This is a genomic window from Noviherbaspirillum album, assembly GCF_035916955.1.
Taxonomy (GTDB): domain Bacteria; phylum Pseudomonadota; class Gammaproteobacteria; order Burkholderiales; family Burkholderiaceae_D; genus Noviherbaspirillum; species Noviherbaspirillum album.
In genome coordinates this window covers 203953-222479 of sequence record NZ_JAWIIV010000001.1, presented here as the reverse complement: position 1 = coordinate 222479, position 18527 = coordinate 203953, and the positions used below count along the sequence as shown (strand labels likewise).

Sequence of the window (18527 nt, the reverse complement as noted above, 5' to 3'; positions counted from 1 at the left end):
ATTTCGAAACCAAGTCTTTCTAATGATATCTAGCAGGAATAGGTTTTCAAGTTGGCATTTCTACGGCAACAGCAGGCACAGCGGGTCTGTTACATCAAAGGAAAGATTATTTCATGGCGCCTCCACCGTCTTCACTGGACACGACAAAGATTTCCGCACCTGCCACCGGGCGACATTACATACTGGGTCTAGGGATATTCGTTGGGCTGGTGCTGCTGTTCTATATGACGCATCGCATACTGATGCATTACGATCCGCGTATCGCCGCAGCACTCCAAGGTGGAGCCATGCCTGCTCTCGCCACCTTTCTAGGCACACTGCCTGTTTTGTTCGCGCAACAGTTTTCGCAACGTACGTTTGACGGTTTGCTGGGTTTCGGCGCGGGCGTGATGCTGGCAGCCAGCGTTTTTTCCTTGATCATGCCGGCATTGGAGGCCAGCGGGGTACAAGGTTTCAGCGCTTGGGGTGCAGGCCTTATCACTGGAGGAGGTATTTTGTTAGGAGCTGCGCTCCTTCTGGCAATGGATAAGCTTGTTCCACATGAGCATTTTGTGAAAGGTGTGGAAGGTATGCACGCCCATCGGCTAAAACGGGCGTGGCTGTTTGTATGGGCCATTGTGCTCCACAATTTCCCGGAGGGACTTGCCATTGGCGTGGCATATGCAGGAACGGACAATGTCGGAGCAACTGCACTGACAACCGGCATTTCTATCCAGGATGTACCTGAAGGTTTGGTAGTAGCCGCTACATTGCGTGGCGTAGGATATGGTCGTACCACAGCTGTGGGTATCGGCGCAGCGTCCGGTCTGGTCGAACCCCTTGCTGCGGTAATGGGCGCCGCGGTGATCGGGATATCGAACATGTTTCTGCCTTGGGGGCTGGCATTTGCGGCAGGGGCGATGCTCTACATTATCAGCCACGAAATCATTCCCGAATCGCACCGGGCTGGTCATGAGACCCTGGCAACCGGCGGTTTGATGATTGGATTCGTGTTAATGATGCTGCTGGACACGGCACTTGGTTGATCCAGACGTCAGCCGGGTGGGCTTCAAATACATGCAGACGAAACCGGTTAAGCAAAGTGTGACATCAGATTGGAAGCCGATCGATAGTCGTCACTGGCAGAGCGGAGCACGTCGACTGCATCAGCCATGCCGTCGCTTCAGCCATATCGTTGTAGAACACACGATGATTGATATCGCCAAACTGGATACGGGCAAGGTAGGCCAACCGACTGTTTGGGACAACGATGGCGATCTGGAAATCCAATGATTCCAGTTCTATGTTCAACGCCTGCTGGACCTCGACTGCTGGGTACGACATAGCGGTCATTTCCAGGTCATCCAGCAATACTCGGCTACAGCTGGTATCCCGGCGAATCTGGCAAATGCGCTGGTGACGCTCGTTAAGCATCTCTACGCTTACATCTCCCCTCAGTCGCGCGATGATGATTTTGCCAACCAATTCAACCCATACATTGTCCTGTAACACGCCCACTTCGTTCCCTTTAGTCATGTGGCAAAGCCATGCATTATCGACAGTACGACGCGGGACACAAGTGCATAGCTTCGCTTCTAGACGTCAAGTTGACGAGCGTCAACCTGCTGGCTGGATCGGTCTGTGTGGCAATGCCACAATAGAAATTTTCCAGCCATTTCAATTCATTTTGTTGCGAAAATAGCATTATTGATTGGGTATGGCATTTATTGAGGAAGCATCAGTGTGCCCCCATGAAATTACAAATGTGAAATAAGCTAAAATGCTGCGTTGCGCTTGCTATACGCCTTCAGATGTTATTGCCGTACTCATCCTCCCTCGTGAACATGGCTATCTAACAGGGTTAGAATACATTGAAAACTCGCAACTATTTAACCCTGATGGTTGCCCTTATTCTTGCACCCACAGTGATTTTCGCGACTTGGGGGCTATACCTACTTCTGGAAAATGAACGCGAAGCCCGAATAAGTCTGGTTGAAGCAAAAGCAGCGGCCATCGCGTTGGATATCGACCAGGAGATTGCAAATATCGAAGGGACACTCCAGGTTCTTGCATACTCAAATTATCTGCAGAACGGCGATCTTGCGTCCTTCTACGAACTGCTAAACAAAGTCAATACAAGAACCGATTCTTCGCTTGGGCTGTATAGCCCCGATGGCAGGGTTCTACTCCATACCCAGAAGCCTTTTGGCACCAATCTGTCTGATGTCACTTATGACTGGATTCCTGCCGCCTTTGCTCAGCGCAAGGTCACCGTATCCGATCTAAGACAGGGAAAGATTGGAAACGCACCAGTCGTCTCGGTCAATGTGCCTGTTGTCACCTCGGCCGGCAAAGAGTACCTGCTTTCGCAGGTCATCCAACCGAAGCACCTCGGCAGACTGCTGAACACGCATAGCTATCCCGACTCCTGGATCGTAGGAGTTGTGGGTTCCGACGGTGTCAGTATTGCCCGAAATAAAAATGAAGCTGCGTTCGCGGGCAAAGCAGTTGCGCCCGACCTGTTCAAGGCCATGCAGGGCCAGCCGAATGGCCATGTCAGGAATATTAGCCGGGACGGCATCCCGGTTTACAGCGTCTTCACTCGTACCGACCGTACCCAATGGTCGATAGCCATTGGTGTTCCCGAGATCGAGATCGAAGCGCCAGCCAAGCGGGCCGTCTTGTACGGCATACTTGCCTTTCTTCTGGTGTTCGGGGTTGCAGCGCTCGCGGTCTTCATGCTCGCAAGACGTATGGCCAATGCATTTGGCGAAGCCGTGTTGGCGGCTGATCTGCTTGGTAACGGCGTCATTCCCGAGATGCGAGCGTCGAATGTATTGGAGGCTGATGTACTGAACGCGGCACTTCATCATGCTGGTGCCAGGCTTGCCGCCGAGAGAGCCGATCGAGAAGCGCTCGAGCATGAGCGCGCTTCGCTTCTCGCCAAGGAGCACACCGCCCGGAAGCTGGCCGAAGACCAGAATGCCGCCAAGGACGAATTCCTGGCCATGCTCGCGCATGAACTGCGCAACCCGCTTGCTCCCATCAGCGCCGCAGCAGAGCTTCTGAAGGTGGCTGGTCCGAATGACAAGATGGTTCAACGGTCGAGCGATATTATTGGGCGGCAGGTCGATCATCTGAGCGAGCTTGTTGATGACTTGCTGGACGTTTCCCGTGTCACCCGAGGCCTGGCTGAACTGGAAAAGGAAAAGGTCGACATCAAATCGGTCGTGGCCGATGCGGTCGAACAAGTCCGACCGTTGATAGAGTCGCGCAAGCATACGCTCAACATACGCGTGAAGGCAGGCCATGCCATGGTCTTAGGCGATAGGACACGCCTGATTCAGACAGTAGCCAACCTGCTGAACAATGCCGCGAAGTACACCCCGCAAGGTGGAGAAATTATCCTCGGCGTTGATGTCGAAATGGAGTGGGTACAGATCAGCGTGACGGACAACGGTATGGGCATGGAGCCGTCTCTGCTTCCGCACGTTTTCGAATTGTTCCGGCAGGGAAAGCGTACTCCGGACCGCTCACAAGGCGGATTGGGGCTGGGACTAGCGCTGGTGAAAAGTATTGTGACGCTTCACGATGGACGCGTGGAAGCGCGTAGCGACGGCCTGGGCAAGGGCAGTACCTTCGAGCTCGTTCTTCCACTAGATAAAACAGCCGCGGATGACGCCCCGGATGGCGAGAGGCAAACCGACGTACACCGCTCCGCCAAGCCAGTTGCGATCCTGATCGTTGACGATAATGAAGATGCGGCACATAGCCTGGCGTCCCTACTGCAGGCAAAGGGACACCAGGTAAAAGTGGAAGCTAATGCGCAAAAGGCCCTGATAACTGCGGCGGATAGCGCTTCACAGCTCTATATACTCGATATTGGCCTACCGGATTTGAACGGCTATGAATTGGTGCGGCGTCTGCGGGCACGGCCCGAAAATGAAAAAGCCATCATGGTTGCTTTAACTGGCTATAGCCAAGCTCATGACAGGGTCCTGTCTAAATCAGCCGGCTTTGACTATCATTTCGCAAAGCCACTAGACACGGCTCAGCTCGATCGAATTTTGGCCGCGATCAATAACGTTTCGACATCGACTAGGTGACCAGCCTTATACCAATCCCATGTCACGGAATGGCTTGGGATTGGTATTACCTGCTTGGTATTTGATGTCGTACATCTGACTATGTAAAACGTCTAGGTCTGCTTGGGATCGCGGAACGTCGGTAATAGGTGAAGCAGAATGAGTCTCCTTTCATACGCAGAAGGAGACAGTCATGAATGCCCACGAAGCTCAGCCCGCTACCATGCGGGCATGGAACAAAGGCAAGTTCGTCGGTCAAAAAGCGCCCTTGAAATTGAAGGAAATTTGGGCCATCCGCATCCGGCTGCAACTGGAGAATCGTACTCGCGATCTGGCTTTGTTCAATCTTGCAGTTGATAGCAAGCTTCGCGGCTGCGACCTGCTTAGTCTCCGCGTCAGCGACGTCACGCAAGGCGGTCGAGTAGTTCCGCGAGCCATCGTATTGCAGCAAAAAACCCAGCGGTCCGTGCAGTTTGAAATTACCGAGCAGACGCGCAGCTCGGTTATGGCCTGGGTTCAATGTGCCCACCTAACCAGTAACGAGTTCCTGCTTCAAAGCCGCCATTCGTGCGGTGACCAAGGACCTTCCTTCACTACCCACTGGGATCGATGTGATGAAAATATGTTATGCAACCATTCTTCGTCGGCCGGTTCATCCTTGCGCCGGCGCACTCGCTCGTTCGTGAAGTCCTTTGCCCGCGGCGCTTTGCCACGAAACGGGGTTTTTCTACGTCATAGGCGCTGTCACCGTACATGCGCTTCTCGCGACCATGCGGCAGGTGTCGCAGCGGATGCTTGCATGCACATTGGCTGGCGTCACCATCGCGCTGTGCGCCAGTCCGCTTTGGCGGTCCACGCCAATGTGCAGTTTCATGCCGAAGTACCACTGCTTGCCTTTGCGCGTCTGGTGCATCTCGGCTTCCGTGGGCATTCCCCCGTCACCTTGAGATCGACAGGAGCCAGCAGGCCTGGGGCCAGCACGCCGCCAGAACCTGTTGCGCCTTTTGCACGCATTGCGTCGCCCGCGCATGCTGCTTATGATCCGGGCATGCCATGCATTATGCAGATTCAATCTCTCTTCAGGATCTCCTTCGCAATCGTATTGCGCTGAATTTCGCTCGTGCCCGTCACGATGCGGTAGAGACGTAGACGGCGGAAGATGAATTCAACCGGGTGATTCTTCGTGACGCCGACATTGCCGTGGATCTGCATGGCTTTGTCCGCAATCTCGAAGCAGCGCTCCGATACGAACAGCTTGCACATCGATGCTTCCTTGCGAACCTCGCGCCCTTCGTCGGCTGCCAGAGCCGCGTTCATAACCATGCTTTCGCAGGCATACAGCGCGGTTGCCATGTCGGCAAGCATGTGCTGGATCGCCTGAAAGCGGCTGATCGGCCCGCCGAACTGCTGGCGATGATGCGCATAATCGACGGCCATCCGGTAGGCCTGCCGCGCCAGGCCGATCATGGTCGGGCAATGCAGCAGCCGGTTCACATTCACGCGGTCCATTGCGATTTTGAAGCCGCTGCCTTCGGTGCCTATAAGGTTGGCCGCCGGTACGCGCACCGACTGCATGTCAATGTCGGCATCGACATGCTGGCCGGTCATCGGCAGGTAGTCATAGGACAGGGTAACGCCGGGCCGGTCAAGGTCCACCAGAATGGCGGAAATGCCGTCCGCTCCCTTCTCCGGATCGGTGACGCACATGACAATGGCAAAATCGGCAAAGGCGGACGCCGTAATGTAATGTTTGCGACCGGTAATGACATACTCATCGCCTTCGCGGACCGCCCGCGTCTTGATGCTGGCCGCGTCTGAGCCCGATCCGGCTTCGGTCATTGCAAAACATGCACCTTTCTCGCCGCGGATGCAGGGCGTGATGTAGTGCTCGATTTGGTAGGGCGTTGCGTATTTGATCAGATTGCCGATCCGCGACGGCCCTCCCCAGTCGCCTAGCACATGCGGAAACAGGATGGCGCCGGAAGAGGCCACATCATCCTTCAAAACGCACAGTTCACTGACGCTGAGCCCCAGGCCGCCGAGTTCGCGCGGAAGCTGCAGGCCGTACAGACCCAGTTCGCGGGAGCGCTTCCAGATTCCGCGCACGGCTTCCTTCGGCAGCTGGTCCTCATAGCCCAAGCGCTTATCTTTCTCGAATGGAATCAATTCCGCATGAAGATAATTATGCAGGCGGCGGCGGATTTCCGTGAATTCGGGACCGGAAGGGGAAAGCATCGATTGCTCCTTGATTTGTTCAGGCAGGCCCAATATTGACAATAAGGCCGGAGCAATGTGATTATCAGGGCGGCGATTTCAATAACGCTAGGGAATGGGATGAGATTGGAAGACCTGGATTATTTCTTGGCTGTGGCCGGAGCAGGCCATGTCGGGCGCGCTGCCGAATCCATGGGCGTGACCCAGCCTGCGCTCACCAAGGGAATACAGCGGCTGGAAAGCGAGTTGCAGATGTCCTTGTTCGAGCGGACAGCAAAAGGCATGGTCCTGACGGCGGCGGGGGAGGCATTTCACGAGCGTGTGCGCATTGCGCGCCTCGGCCTCGACGAGGCGGTCAAGGAGGCGAACGACCTGCGGCTTGGAAAGGCAGGCCTGATCCGGGCAGGCATTTCGCCGACCTATGCCGAGCCGATTTTCGGTCATGCCTGCGCGGAACTGCTGGAACAGCGGCCGGCGGCGCGCATGCAGGTGATGGTCGGTCTCAACGACAAGCTGTTCGCCGCGCTACAGCAGGGCGATTTGGATCTGTGCATCAGCGCGCTCTCGCAGTCCGAGCGGCCCGAATTCCACCAGCATCCCCTGTTCGCGGACAATCTACATGTCATCGCGCGCGAGGGGCACCCGCTTTTCAACTCGATGAGTTTGCAGTTTCGGGACCTGACCACGCAGTCTTGGATCTTGCCGAACTCCGCCGTCATGGCGCGGCGTGCCGTCGATGCGCGATTTGCGGAGCAGGGTTTGCCGGCTCCCAACGTGGTGATCGAATCGGACTCCTCCATCGCCTCTCTACTGAGTGTGGTTAAGGCAACCGATCTGCTGAGCATCATCGGTGCATCCACCCTGCGGCAGCAGAGCGGTGCCGGGCTGAAGGTGGTTCCGCTGCATCTTGCAATGTGGCCGCGCGTGATCGGAATTACCACGCGGCGCAACGCCTATCTGTCTCCGCTAGTCATGCGCTTCATCGAATTGCTGCGCGGCTATGCCACCGTAGGCAATCAGTCTGGTCCTTAAGTCAAAGCATTATTCCGCTGCGTTATTGAGTTTTGGCTGCAAAGTATCACGACGCGTAGTGCTGCCTCCTATCATTCTTCTCACTACTGACGATAGGGGGTGTAATGAACCAGGGTCGATTCATCACGCGCAACGCGCAATACTGGCCTGATCAACCGGCAATCATTTTTAGTGAGAAGGTGACCACGTTCCGCGAACTCGACGAACGGTCAAGCCGGCTTGCGAATGCGCTTCTCGCGCTCGGCGCCAAAAAAGGCGATCGCATCGCAGTCCAGGCATGGAACAGGCCGGAGCTGATCGAACTCGAATGTGCGTTGTACAAAGCCGGGCTGGTGAAGGTGGCACTGAATGCGCGTCTGTCGCAGGCCGAGGTGATCGACACGATAAGCAATGCGGAACCTGTCATCATGCTGGCCGGCGCCGCCCATGTTGCGTCCATCGCCAGCCTGAAATCTTCGCTCGGTCCGGTTTCCCGCTTCATTGCCATCGGCGCGGAACAGGAAGGTTTCCTCGACTACGAGGATTTGCTGCGCGCCGCGGCTGCCGAAAGCCCGGATGTCGAAATGGCAGAGGAAGACCTGGCGGTGCTGCATTACACTTCCGGCTCCACCGGCAAGCTCAAGGCGGCGATGCAGACCGTGGGCAACCGCATGGCATCGCTGCGCAAGGTGGTCATGAGCCGGATGCGGGTCGGACCCGGCGATGTGCTTGCATTGGCGGGGCCCATCACGCATGCGAGCGGCATGTTCATACAGCCCTTCCTGTTCCAGGGCGGCACCATCCTGCTGCATGAACGGTTCGAGCCGGAAGCTTTTCTGGCGTCCATTGAAAAGCACAAGGTGACGGTGTGCTTCGCGGTACCGACCATGATCAACATGCTGGTGGCGCATCCTCGGGTGCGCGACTTCGATCTCAGCTCGCTGAAGCAGATATCGTACGGATCGGCGCCGATGGCTCCCTCGCGCATCAGGGAAGCGTGGGAAATCCTCGGCCCGGTGCTGTCGCAGGGCTACGGCGCAGGCGAAACCACGGGCGGCCTGGTGGCCTTGAGCACCGAAGATCACAGGCTGGCGATCGAGAGCGGCCGCGAGGAACTGTTGAGCTCCTGCGGACGCATCTTCAGTGAATCGGAATTGCAACTGGTCGACGACGACGGCAATAAGGTGGCTTGCGGAGAAGTGGGCGAGATCGTGATCCGCGGCCCCGAAGTCTTCGCAGGCTACTGGCGCGAACCCGAGCTGTCGGCTGCCACAGTCAAGAACGGCTGGCTGCACACCGGCGATCTGGCGCGCATGGATGACCGCGGGTACCTGTACATCGTCGACCGCAAGAAGGACATGATCATTTCCGGTGGATTCAATGTATATCCGACGGAAGTCGAGCAGGCCATGTACCGGCATCCTGCCGTGTACGAAGTCTGCGTGGTCGGCGTTCCCGACCCGGTCTGGGGCGAAGCCATCAAAGCCGTCGTCGTTCTGCGCGACGGGCATGCGGCCAATGAAGAGGAAATGATCGCTCACTGCCGCCAGTATCTGGCGGACTTCAAGAAGCCGCGTTCGGTCGACTTCGTCGGCGAGCTTCCCAAGAATGCCAACGGCAAGCTGTCGCGCAAGGATGTGAAGGAACGCTATTGGAGCGGCCAGGCGCGGCGCGTCGCATAACGGACGGCGACGTATTCAATCCGGATCGGATGAGTTGAACAGAACATGATGGGAGATAGGATTATGAGAATTTCTGCTGCATTGCTGGTGGCGGGCTTGAGCGCTTCGACAGGCACGCAGGCGATAGAGGTGTACGGTATCGTCGACATGTCGCTCGGCTATGTAAAGGGTACGGACAGCACGACCCGGCTGGATGACGGCCGACTGTCGGCTTCGCGCGTCGGGTTTCGCGGAACCGAAGAGATCGCGCCGAATTTGAAGGCCAAGTTCGTGCTGGAGTCCGGCTTTTCGGCGGACACGGGAGCGGAATTCTTCCGCAACAATTCGCTGTTCGGCCGCCAGGCTTACGTCGGCCTGTTCGGCGGCTGGGGCGAACTGCGGCTGGGAAGGCAATTCACGCCGGCTTTCTACAGCCTAGGGAAGATCGACGCGTTTCGATTCAACTCCTTCGCGTCGCCAATCCTGCTGCTCTCCAAAACCTCGTCGCAGGGCGCGGGATACGTGCCCTACGGATCCCGCTTTAACAATGCCGTCGGATATCTTTCACCCAATTTCAACGGCGTGGTCGTTCGCGCAGCCCTCGCAGCCGGCGAGACGGCGGGCAGTACCCGAAGCGGAAGCGGTGCAAGCGCCAGCATCGATTACGACAAGGGGCCACTCTATGCCTTCTATGCGGTGCAGCGGTCGTACAGCACGATCACGGCGGCGGCACCCGAGCCTTATGCATCGACCCATCAGTACGCAGGTGCGGCATACTGGTTCGACAGCGTCCGCCTCGGCGGATTTGTCGGAACGTCGAAGAGCGACGCGCCTGCCACGCGCTCGGCCCGGTATGCGGGGCTCAATCTTATATGGAAAGCGAACTCGCAGAACACGCTGCTTGCCGAAGCAGTAAGGCGTGATGTGCGGGACACGGATAATCAGTTGACGTCATTCGGGCTCGGTATTGACCATTTGCTGAGCAAGAGAACAACACTGTATGCGCGCTTGGTGACGATCGACAATCCTTCGAATGGCAGCGACAACATCAACGCCATTCCGATCGCGGCTGGTTCCGGCGACTCGGGGCGGTCGATCAATGTCGGAGTCCGGCATACCTTTTGATTTGCTTTTCACGATGATGAGCGAGCCGCAAATTTTGGCAGGATAGCCTGCATTCACAGCATTCTTAGGAGGCCAGGATGGCAAAAACAATTCCACCAGCGATGGACATGTCGCGCCGCAATTTCCTCAAGCTGACAGCCGCGGGGGCCGCAGGGCTGGCAGGCGCAATGCCCGGTTCCGCTGCATGGGCATCGGAATGGCCCAGCAAGACGATCCGCTTCATCAGTCAGTCGGGAGCAGGCGACCCGGTGGATCTCAGGTTGAGGGACTTTGTCACCGACCTCGCTCCCGCCCTGAAGAACGTACCGTGCATCGTGGAAAACAAACCGGGTGCTGGCGGAATCATTGCCGCCCAGTCGATGATCAATTCCGAGGCGGACGGCAATACCATCTTCCTCGGCAACGCCGCCATGACCATTCTTCCGAACTATCACAAGAAGCTTCCTTTCTTGCCGATCCGGGACTTCGCTCCGATCGCGCTTTCCGGTCAGGCGCCCACTGCGCTGGCCATTTCCGCAAAGCGCCCGGAAAAGACCTTGGACGAATGGCTGGCCAGCATCAAGAAGCGGCAGAGCAACCCTATCTACGGATCCACCGGAAGCGGCACGCCGGGCCATCTGTACGGATACCAGGTGAGCGAAGATTTCGGATTCAAGGCAGAACATGCGGCGTACCGGGGCAATGTGCCGGCGCTCATGGACTTGGTGGCCGAACGTTTCGAATATGCGGTGCTGGACATCTTCAGCCTGAGGCCGTTCTATGCCAAGGGCGAATTGCGCATCCTCGCGGTGGCGGCTAACGAGCGCTCGAAATTCCTGCCCGAAGTTCCAACTTTTGCCGAGCTTGGACACAAGGGATATGACCGGATGGGATGGACGGCCTATTTTGTAAAAGCCGGCACATCGCCAGCCATCATCAAGCATCTGGCCGATGCCATGAATACGGCGAACAACACACCGAAGTGGCACGATAGAAGACGCCAGCTTTGGAGCGAATGGCAGCTGCTGTCGCCCGCCGATATCCAGAAGAGGTTGCAGAGCGAAACCGAGGCGTGGGGTACGTTGATGAAGCGAGGCAACATCCAGGCTTAGAGCCTGGTTCCTGCGAGCTGTGTTCAGAGACGAAATTGAGGACCCTATGGAAATGACGCAAGACATCAAACCTTTGGAAGCGGTCATGCACGGTTTTCCGCCAGCTCCCGACGGCATCATTGATGCAAATAACTGGTTCGAACTGCCCTATCTCAGGTGGAGCCTGATGAACCGGGCGAGAATGGTGCGCACCGTGCCGGTGTGGCGGGGCGGCGGGCCGGTAGCGCATCTGGGCAGGAAGGAAGGATCGATCACGGGCACGCCTGTTACCGGAATGGATGGCCAGGCGTCTCCTCTTGAAAGCGTGCTGGCCTCTCTTGAGATCGACGCCTGCATCGTTCTTCATCAGGGAAAGATCGTCTACGAGGAATATTTTCACGGGATGCAGCCGTGGACCCAGCATGGGAGCGCATCCATCAGCAAATCCTATGCGGCCGCGCTCGCCGGCATACTTGCGCATGAGGGATTGCTGGATTTCAACCGCCAGGCCGCTTATTACATCGACGAAATGCGCGGTACGGCGATGGGCGATGCAACGCTGCAGCAATTGCTGGACATGCAGGTCGGGATCGTGCGGCCGGGCCTGCAGAGCAGGGCCCAAGGGCTGGGTCCGCAGGACGGCGGTGTATTTGAAATCATCGGCCTGGCCGAGCCGGGACCGTCTTCGCCGAAGAATTTCTATGAATTCATCCTGCGCAAGGAAAGATCGGGCGAGCATGGGGTGCGCTTTTATTACGACAATGGTCCGCCCGAGGCGCTCGCATGGGTGATGAAGCGCGTATGCGGCGCTACCTTGTCCGACCTCGTCTCTAGGTATCTGTTTGAGCCGCTGGGAATGGAGCGCGACGGCTCGTATTCGATCGACAGCACCGGCGCGGAATTCGCAGCCGGAGGCCTCCAGCTGACGCTGCGCGATCTTGCGCGTTTCGGCGAGGCGCTGCGCTGCGATGGATTCTGGAACGGCCGGCAAATCATCCCGGCTTCGTTCATCCAAGAGGTGCGCCGCGGCAGCGATCGGGAGATGTTCAGCCAGAGCCGTTTCGCAGCGGCTATGCCGGGCGGCTCCTACCATAATTCATTCTATGTCGCGCATGATGACGTGGACGGCTTCATGGCCAGCGGCCGGTATGGGCAGCGACTCTATGTCTCTCCGAAAGCCGAGCTGGTGGTGGCGCATTTCGCATCGGCACCGGGACCGTCGCCTCATCCGTTCGAGAAGCCCTACGTCAGATTGCATCGTGAACTGGCGGAACTGTTCCGGCCATAAGCTCGATCAGGCGGCCGCAGCCGATGTTGTGTCTGCCGATCCTGATGTCATTCGCACAGGCATGGTTCGTGCAGTTCCCACACCGTGCGTCCCATACCGGCAGTGAGCCGGTTCATCGAACATGCGCCGAAGTTGCTGCCGAACGCCGAGCGCGTCCGGTTCACTTACGCTTTTTCGCGCCCGATTTTTTCATGCCGTTGGACCGGTAGACGGTGGCCGCAGGCAGCATCGGTAGAAAGACAGCAATCACGGTCGCGTTCCTCCGGCGAAAATGCCGATCACTACGCCGGCCAGACAGGCAAACGCCACGATCACAAAAAAACCCACCTTCAGCGCCTTCTGGTCCGAGTTGTTCTCTGTATTCTAAACCGTGTCCTGATAAAACCGAGAAATTGAGCAATGGCGGCAAACTCAGAAAGTTAGCGTGAATTCGACAGGATAGCCTCTTCGGTTTATCAGGCAGAGTTCCCGTTATGCGAACTATTCCTTTCTACCAAATCCGCTTATGACCCTGTCCAAATGAAGACGTCGTCGTAACGGTGACGGCGTTCACCGTTACGGCTGAAGACGCTACCGAACTTGGTGACGATCAGGCCCGCAATACGCACTTGCAGCAGACGAGCAAGAAGATAGGGCGCTGTCAGAAGCAATAGCGTGACGATCACAGTGCTCACGATTTTCCTTTCCAGCGAAGATATGCCTGATTACTGATTACTGATAACTGATGCAATGGTTGCCCGCTCGCTGGGTTGGATCAACGAAGATAGGAAGAAGTGCCATATCCGTGGAGCGGGATGTCGCTTGGAGGAGCGGAGGACGGCAAGGCATCCGACACGACTTTGTTAAATGCATTGCGATACTCGAAAAGAAAATGCCAGGTTTTGCAGGACGTGCGTACCGACCGCTGACGGACCGGCCCGGTAGTTAAGTCCAGTACAACCGACGCAGCTAAACGGCACGTCCCGGAAGACGGCTGATGCGATGTTGGATTTGCTTAACGACCCGAGCGAGACCTTAAGCTTTCTGGGGAAGAGCGACATGCTGCTCTTGGCCCAGTGGTAGCGGCTCCCATAACCGAGCAGCGGTACAAGCCCTCCGGCCTGTACCTTGTCCGGCCGGTCTACATGTTATTGACGAGGCCTTGAATGCCGACATCTGTGAACAGCTTATTGACGATCCGCCATTCTCCGTCCAGTCGAACGAATGAAAGATAGTCCACATAATGGTAGTCATACATCGGACAGGACACCTTCGCAAAAGCGATCTCATGCGTGACTTCGATGGTGATCGGCTTCATTCTGAACGGCTCGCCTCGCGCGTGGGGTGATTCGCGGTTCGCAACCACGACCAGGTAGTCGTCCAGGGCACGATAATATGGCTGGCCCCGTACTTCGGCAAAAAGCGCCGCTTTCGGATGAAATACTTTTCGCAGTAGTGCGATATCGCCCCGGAAAACTCCCTGGCAATATTCCGCTACCACCGCAATTACAGCCTCATGGTCATTCATGATGTTCTCCTTCGTCTCAGTCATGAAAGGCGTTCGACCGCAGCGCGTACACGCTGGCCGAACAAGAAGGCAGTTTGCAGGTCTCCTTCTGACATTTCGTTCGGAGCTGCATCGGCCGGTGCGGCCGTTGCCAGTCCTGCAAAGGACGACAAATAATTGATATCGTCACGTTTAGATGCTTTCACGTTGCTGGGCATCATGCCCATGCCAACCCATAGCATGCCGTGTTGCTGGGCAAGGGTAAACATCGTGTAAATGGTCGTCTGCTTATCTCCGGCGATAGAGGCCGAGTTTGTAAAGCCGCCTGCAAGCTTGTCTTTCCATTTCTGGGCAGCCCACGCTTTCGACGATGCATCCGCAAATTTCTTGAACTGCCAGCTCATATTGCCCATGTAAGTGGGCGAGCCGAAAATGATGGCGCTGGCGTCGTCAAGCGCATTCCATCCCGCTTCCGGTATGTTGCCCTCCGCGTCGACAGCAAGCAGCGTTCCACCGCTTCCCTCAGCAACCGATTCGGCCACTCTGCGTGTGTGGCCGAAGCCGCTGTGATAAACGATGACGATATTTTTGTTCAAGGTGTTCTCCGACAAGTCAATGATTGATCCAGAATCCAATGTCTATTCATGCGTTGTTGCGCAGGTCAGTCACCGACCGCCCCGCAACGCCCCAGTTGTCGGTATCGACCTCGTCGATCACGACAAAGGTTGTGGCAGGGTCCTTGTCAAGCACGTTGACAACAAGGTCTGTTGCACCTGAGATGAGCTGGTTTTTCTGTGCTGGCGTCACGCCTTCCCGCGTGACCTGGATGAGGATATAAGGCATGGTTTTCCCTTGGAGTGATGAGGCAACTGCATCTTATTTCCTCTTTTAATGTCGATAAAGATAGAATCATGAATATTATTAATTACATGATGTAATCAAATGGGGCGACATTTTGATGGGCAAATGCTGGGCAGCATCGAGCTCTTCTGCAGAACGGCGGAGCTCAAGAGCTTCACTGCCGCGGCTGCACAGGCTGGCGTGACGCAGGCGGCAGTCAGCAGATCCATATCCAGATTGGAAGGGCGCCTTGGCGTGCAGCTCTTCGTCCGTTCAACGCGCAGCGTTCGCCTCACTGAACGGGGGCAGGCGTACTACGAGCAGTGCCGTCAGGCGCTTGGGCAGCTGATCGATGCAGAACGTGAATTGACGGGGCACCAGGCCGTCGTGGCGGGACTCATCCGGATGAGTCTGCCGACGTCTTATGGACATTTGCGTGTTCTGCCTCTGCTCGCGGAGTTCCGTCGCACGTATCCGCAGGTTCGCCTCGAAGTCCAGTTGACAAACAGGAGCGCCGACCTGGTGGCGGAGGGAATCGATCTTGCCGTTCGCGCACGAAATCCGCCTGATTCAGGGCTGGTGTCGAGAAAACTGGAAGACGCTGAGCTGGTTGTCGTCGGTTCACCCGCTTACCTGAAGCGACATGGCACGCCAGCGAATCCCACGGACCTGAAGCAGCATGAATGCATCCAGTTTGAAAGGCCCCTCACGGGGCAGGTGATACCGTGGGCGCTGAACGTGAATGGAGAATGCATTGACGTGAATACGGCGGGGTCCCTTTGTATTACCGACGACGTGCTTGGTCTGTCAACCGCAGCGCGCTCCGGGATCGGTCTTGCGCAAACCTATCGTTTCATCGTGGAAGAGGATCTGAAAAACGGCACGCTTGTTGAAGTAATGCGTGAGTTCGGCGGAGCATCGCGTCCTTTCAATATCCTGTATCCGCCACATCAGCATATGCCCCAGCGAGTACGGCTGCTTGTTGAGTTTCTGGTGAATAAACTACGGGATAGAAACTGAAGCATGTTTCGCTTGGCGAACCATTTGATTCTGCAGATCTACCACTACGCAAACCACCAGCGATTCGAAGCTTGGCCGACATCGCTGGCCGCCATCCCCTTGCTGACGAGCAGCGACAGGAAAATGGGAAGGGGTTCAGTCAATGTGCTGGCGGGGGCGCCGATGTCGATGGTGCGCGCTCAAGCCATTGAATTGCTGACGCCATGTCGTTGTAAAAAACTTCATATTCTCCTTCGCCGAAAGCGAGGCGAGCCAAGTAAGCCAGCTTTGTATTCGACACTACGATTGCACGTCGAAGAGATTCGCCAAGATACCGCGCCTCTACCATGTGCCGCTGCAAGAACACCAGATCCAAATCCGGCGTTGTCATTTCACGAGCATCGTAAAGAATCTTTTGGCGACCTGCATTCCTTACCACGTCAAGTAAGTGTTCATGGCATTCGAGGAGCAGGGCTTCTGTTGCCGCGCCGCGAAATCGGACAATCGCCATGTCCCCGGCCAGCTCGACCGCAAAGCTGCCTTTCATGGCATTAACATTCCTTTCATGTAGAAGTGGACCCATACCGTCCACGCATTTTAATGCGTCTTCCATAAAACTGCGTTTGCCTTGCGCCGCATGACGAGTGAAAACTTCTTGCAATGCACCGATTAGCACTCAGTGTTCTGGCCATCAATCAGGTCAATTCGAATGAAAGCAGCCGCTTGTGCATTCCTAAGTGAGAGCCTTTTCGTTTCGAAAACTGGCTGTTCGACAGCCCACTTCCTGAGACAGCCAATAGCCGCTGAATGATTTTTATCGACGTTCAAGGCACTCGTTTTAATGTTTTCCTTCTAAGGGGTTTGCTAGAAGAGGCAAGAATATGAAGACCATGTTGATTCAGGGCAAACAAGCGCCCGCATTTGACAAAGACCTGCTCCATACACTCAATGTCCCGGAGGGAGGCGCGGTGATGGACGACAATGATGACCTCCTTCGGATTGGAGTACAAAACGAGGAGGGAGAGATCTATCGGATCATCGGCGCTGAAGACGTTATAGATTTCACGGCCATCGTCAAGGAATTGAACGCAGACCATTGGCCAATTGAAAATCTAGCGCCCGATACCAGGCGGGGTCTTCATGCGATTGTGCATCCGCCCGAAGACATCCAGCTGAAAGCTCTGGGAATTGACCCAGAAGATCCAGGAAGCGCCGCCCAATTTTTGTAAGTCAAATGCGGACGAAAGTCGCGCAGATACCGCGTCGGAAATTCTGGCAACTTGTTCTCAAGAGCGCGGCCTTGCTGCGCTTTTCTCCTTGACTCGACACGATTTCGCCACCTCTGTGCCGCACTTCAGCGATGGTCTTCGGTGACGCAAAGTGCACGACCCGAATAAAACCGGCTGATTTTGGGCGGCCCTCCTATTCCAGTTTCTCGGAAAGAACTGGAGCCGATTGGTAAGGACGCGAATCAATGGGTATATCAATGGTAAACGTGGTTCCCCGGTCTTCCCCACTGTCAACTCCAATGCTGCCACCATGGCTTTCGGCGACACTGCGTACATAGGGCAAACCGATCCCCCAGCCCCGCTTGTCGCCTTCCCTTGCCAATTTTGTTCTCTGGAACACTTGAAATACGGACTCGATTTGATCGGGGGGTATCGGATTGCCTTCGTTATGCACGGTCAGGATCAAGCGTTGATGATATGCATCAATTTTGATGGTGATCGGTCGTGCCGCGTCGCCATACTTTACTGCGTTGCCAATCAGGTTTTCCACAGCACGTTTCATACTATCCCGGTCCCACCAGCCTCGAACGGACCTGCCTTCCCGGTGGACGTGTTGTTTGGCGGTCACGTTTGGCGCGCACGCCTCATGGACGACTTCCCATATATCGAATTCTGTAAGCCGCAGCGACATTCGGGCGCCGTTCTGGAAGGCGACAGCATCAAGCAGATCATGGAGCATACGGTCCATACGCGCGACATGGGACAGTGTTTGCCCAGCCAGCTCGTGCATGTGCTTTGGTTCGGAGCTTACCCGAATCAACTCGGAAGTCAGTGATATGGCGCCCAAGGGCGTTCGAAGGTCGTGTGCGACCGCGGCAACAAACCTTTCCCGGAATATGGATTGTGCCAACGCGAATGCAGTAACCGCCTCCCGGATCGTCGTGTCAACTGCACAATTGATGATGCGGATTTGTTCTTCATTGATCGAGACGTTGTTCTGCTTGAGCACATCAAAGGTGGTCCAGCGAAAGAGTTGGTATTCGGCTATGACTGCAGCGATATCGTAATTGGTCAGTCGCGCGCGCTCCCCTCCGTGTTCCGAGCCTACGGTTGTCGCATTCACTCCTGCGCCATCTCGTGTATGGCAGTCCGAGATAGCCTGGACGAGGTTGTCATAGAGCGTAGGTAGCGTGTTGACGAGTATTGGTTCGGCCAGTGTGCTGGCTTGTTTAACTTCAGCCCGAATGCGTCGCATCCACTCGGCAAATACCTCTTCTCGCAGGCTTAGCATTTGACGAGCTGTCTGGGACAAAGCGCCAAGCGCCTTGTCTTGATCGCTTGCCAGAGTCATACGTGTTCTCCCACCGGAATTGTCATTATTGCCATTCTGCTATATACGAATGTAGACTCCGTCGATAAAGAACCGTTCATGCAAGTCGCCCTTGTAATGGCAACGTCGGCAGCTCCAGGCCAGTTCTGCTTGAATCTGCATCGGTATGGGAGCCGGCCTTCTTACCATTGTTATTGCCTGGCGCTTTCA

General features: G+C 56.1%; 17 protein-coding genes and 1 pseudogene. 9 read left to right on the top strand and 9 right to left on the bottom strand.

The window, feature by feature from the left end; all coding sequences use genetic code 11:
• The first annotated feature begins 113 nt into the window (after positions 1 to 113).
• Positions 114 to 1025 carry a ZIP family metal transporter gene (locus RY831_RS00975; RefSeq protein ID WP_326504463.1) on the top strand — a complete coding sequence of 304 codons (912 nt, stop codon included), beginning with the start codon at positions 114 to 116 and terminating at the stop codon, positions 1023 to 1025.
• A 64-nt stretch (positions 1026 to 1089) separates the two neighbouring features.
• Here RY831_RS00975 and RY831_RS00970 read toward each other — a convergent pair whose 3' ends face one another.
• Positions 1090 to 1515 (bottom strand): hypothetical protein, encoded by a 426-nt coding sequence (locus RY831_RS00970; protein ID WP_326504462.1) that lies wholly within the window; start codon positions 1513 to 1515, stop codon positions 1090 to 1092.
• Between the two features lie 335 nt (positions 1516 to 1850).
• Between RY831_RS00970 and RY831_RS00965 the strand changes: the two genes are divergently transcribed.
• Entirely contained in the window at positions 1851 to 4085 is a 2235-nt protein-coding gene (locus RY831_RS00965) for an ATP-binding protein (protein ID WP_326504461.1), read from the top strand.
• Between the two features lie 780 nt (positions 4086 to 4865).
• On the opposite strand, the pseudogene RY831_RS00955 reads toward RY831_RS00965, so the two are convergent.
• Positions 4866 to 4986, bottom strand: a pseudogene (locus tag RY831_RS00955) (transposase); the annotation flags it as partial.
• Positions 4987 to 5132: 146 nt separating this feature from the next.
• Positions 5133 to 6299: an acyl-CoA dehydrogenase family protein gene (locus tag RY831_RS00950; protein WP_326504460.1), complete on the bottom strand. Its 1167-nt coding sequence runs from the start codon at positions 6297 to 6299 to the stop codon at positions 5133 to 5135.
• A gap of 99 nt (positions 6300 to 6398) precedes the next feature.
• Here RY831_RS00950 and RY831_RS00945 point away from each other — a divergent pair, with 99 nt between their 5' ends.
• The 5 genes from RY831_RS00945 to RY831_RS00925 all read left to right on the top strand — a co-directional run bounded on the left by RY831_RS00945 (position 6399) and on the right by RY831_RS00925 (position 12433).
• Positions 6399 to 7310, top strand: a complete 912-nt coding sequence (locus RY831_RS00945; RefSeq protein ID WP_326504459.1) for a LysR family transcriptional regulator — start codon at positions 6399 to 6401, stop codon at positions 7308 to 7310.
• Positions 7311 to 7414: 104 nt separating this feature from the next.
• Positions 7415 to 8971 (top strand): acyl-CoA synthetase, encoded by a 1557-nt coding sequence (locus RY831_RS00940; RefSeq protein WP_326504458.1) that lies wholly within the window; start codon positions 7415 to 7417, stop codon positions 8969 to 8971.
• A 63-nt stretch (positions 8972 to 9034) separates the two neighbouring features.
• Complete coding sequence (locus tag RY831_RS00935) at positions 9035 to 10075, top strand: porin (protein ID WP_326504457.1); 1041 nt, start codon at positions 9035 to 9037, stop codon at positions 10073 to 10075.
• Positions 10076 to 10152: 77 nt separating this feature from the next.
• The gene (locus RY831_RS00930) at positions 10153 to 11166 is read left to right on the top strand and encodes a Bug family tripartite tricarboxylate transporter substrate binding protein (RefSeq protein WP_326504456.1); all 1014 of its coding nucleotides are present in this window, start codon (positions 10153 to 10155) and stop codon (positions 11164 to 11166) included.
• A 46-nt stretch (positions 11167 to 11212) separates the two neighbouring features.
• On the top strand, positions 11213 to 12433 hold the full coding sequence (locus tag RY831_RS00925; protein ID WP_326504455.1) for a serine hydrolase domain-containing protein: 1221 nt from the start codon (positions 11213 to 11215) through the stop codon (positions 12431 to 12433).
• A gap of 503 nt (positions 12434 to 12936) precedes the next feature.
• Here the strand turns inward: RY831_RS00925 and RY831_RS00920 are convergent.
• The 4 genes from RY831_RS00920 to RY831_RS00905 form a co-directional block, all read right to left on the bottom strand.
• Positions 12937 to 13107 carry a hypothetical protein gene (locus RY831_RS00920; RefSeq protein ID WP_326504454.1) on the bottom strand — a complete coding sequence of 57 codons (171 nt, stop codon included), beginning with the start codon at positions 13105 to 13107 and terminating at the stop codon, positions 12937 to 12939.
• A gap of 446 nt (positions 13108 to 13553) precedes the next feature.
• A complete protein-coding gene (locus RY831_RS00915; protein ID WP_326504453.1) occupies positions 13554 to 13940 on the bottom strand; it encodes a nuclear transport factor 2 family protein in 387 nt (128 codons plus the stop codon).
• 20 nt (positions 13941 to 13960) lie between these two features.
• A complete protein-coding gene (locus tag RY831_RS00910) occupies positions 13961 to 14515 on the bottom strand; it encodes a flavodoxin family protein (protein WP_326504452.1) in 555 nt (184 codons plus the stop codon).
• A 46-nt stretch (positions 14516 to 14561) separates the two neighbouring features.
• Positions 14562 to 14762, bottom strand: coding sequence for a 2-hydroxymuconate tautomerase family protein (locus tag RY831_RS00905; protein WP_326504451.1), 201 nt, complete (start codon positions 14760 to 14762; stop codon positions 14562 to 14564).
• 99 nt (positions 14763 to 14861) lie between these two features.
• Here RY831_RS00905 and RY831_RS00900 point away from each other — a divergent pair, with 99 nt between their 5' ends.
• Entirely contained in the window at positions 14862 to 15779 is a 918-nt protein-coding gene (locus tag RY831_RS00900) for a LysR family transcriptional regulator (RefSeq protein WP_326504450.1), read from the top strand.
• A gap of 139 nt (positions 15780 to 15918) precedes the next feature.
• On the opposite strand, the gene RY831_RS00895 is transcribed toward RY831_RS00900, so the two are convergent.
• Positions 15919 to 16371 (bottom strand): hypothetical protein, encoded by a 453-nt coding sequence (locus tag RY831_RS00895; protein WP_326504449.1) that lies wholly within the window; start codon positions 16369 to 16371, stop codon positions 15919 to 15921.
• A gap of 268 nt (positions 16372 to 16639) precedes the next feature.
• Between RY831_RS00895 and RY831_RS00890 the strand changes: the two genes are divergently transcribed.
• Complete coding sequence (locus RY831_RS00890; protein WP_326504448.1) at positions 16640 to 16987, top strand: hypothetical protein; 348 nt, start codon at positions 16640 to 16642, stop codon at positions 16985 to 16987.
• A 193-nt stretch (positions 16988 to 17180) separates the two neighbouring features.
• Here the strand turns inward: RY831_RS00890 and RY831_RS00885 are convergent, their stop codons facing one another.
• Complete coding sequence (locus RY831_RS00885; protein WP_326504447.1) at positions 17181 to 18338, bottom strand: sensor histidine kinase; 1158 nt, start codon at positions 18336 to 18338, stop codon at positions 17181 to 17183.
• Positions 18339 to 18527: the final 189 nt, after the last annotated feature.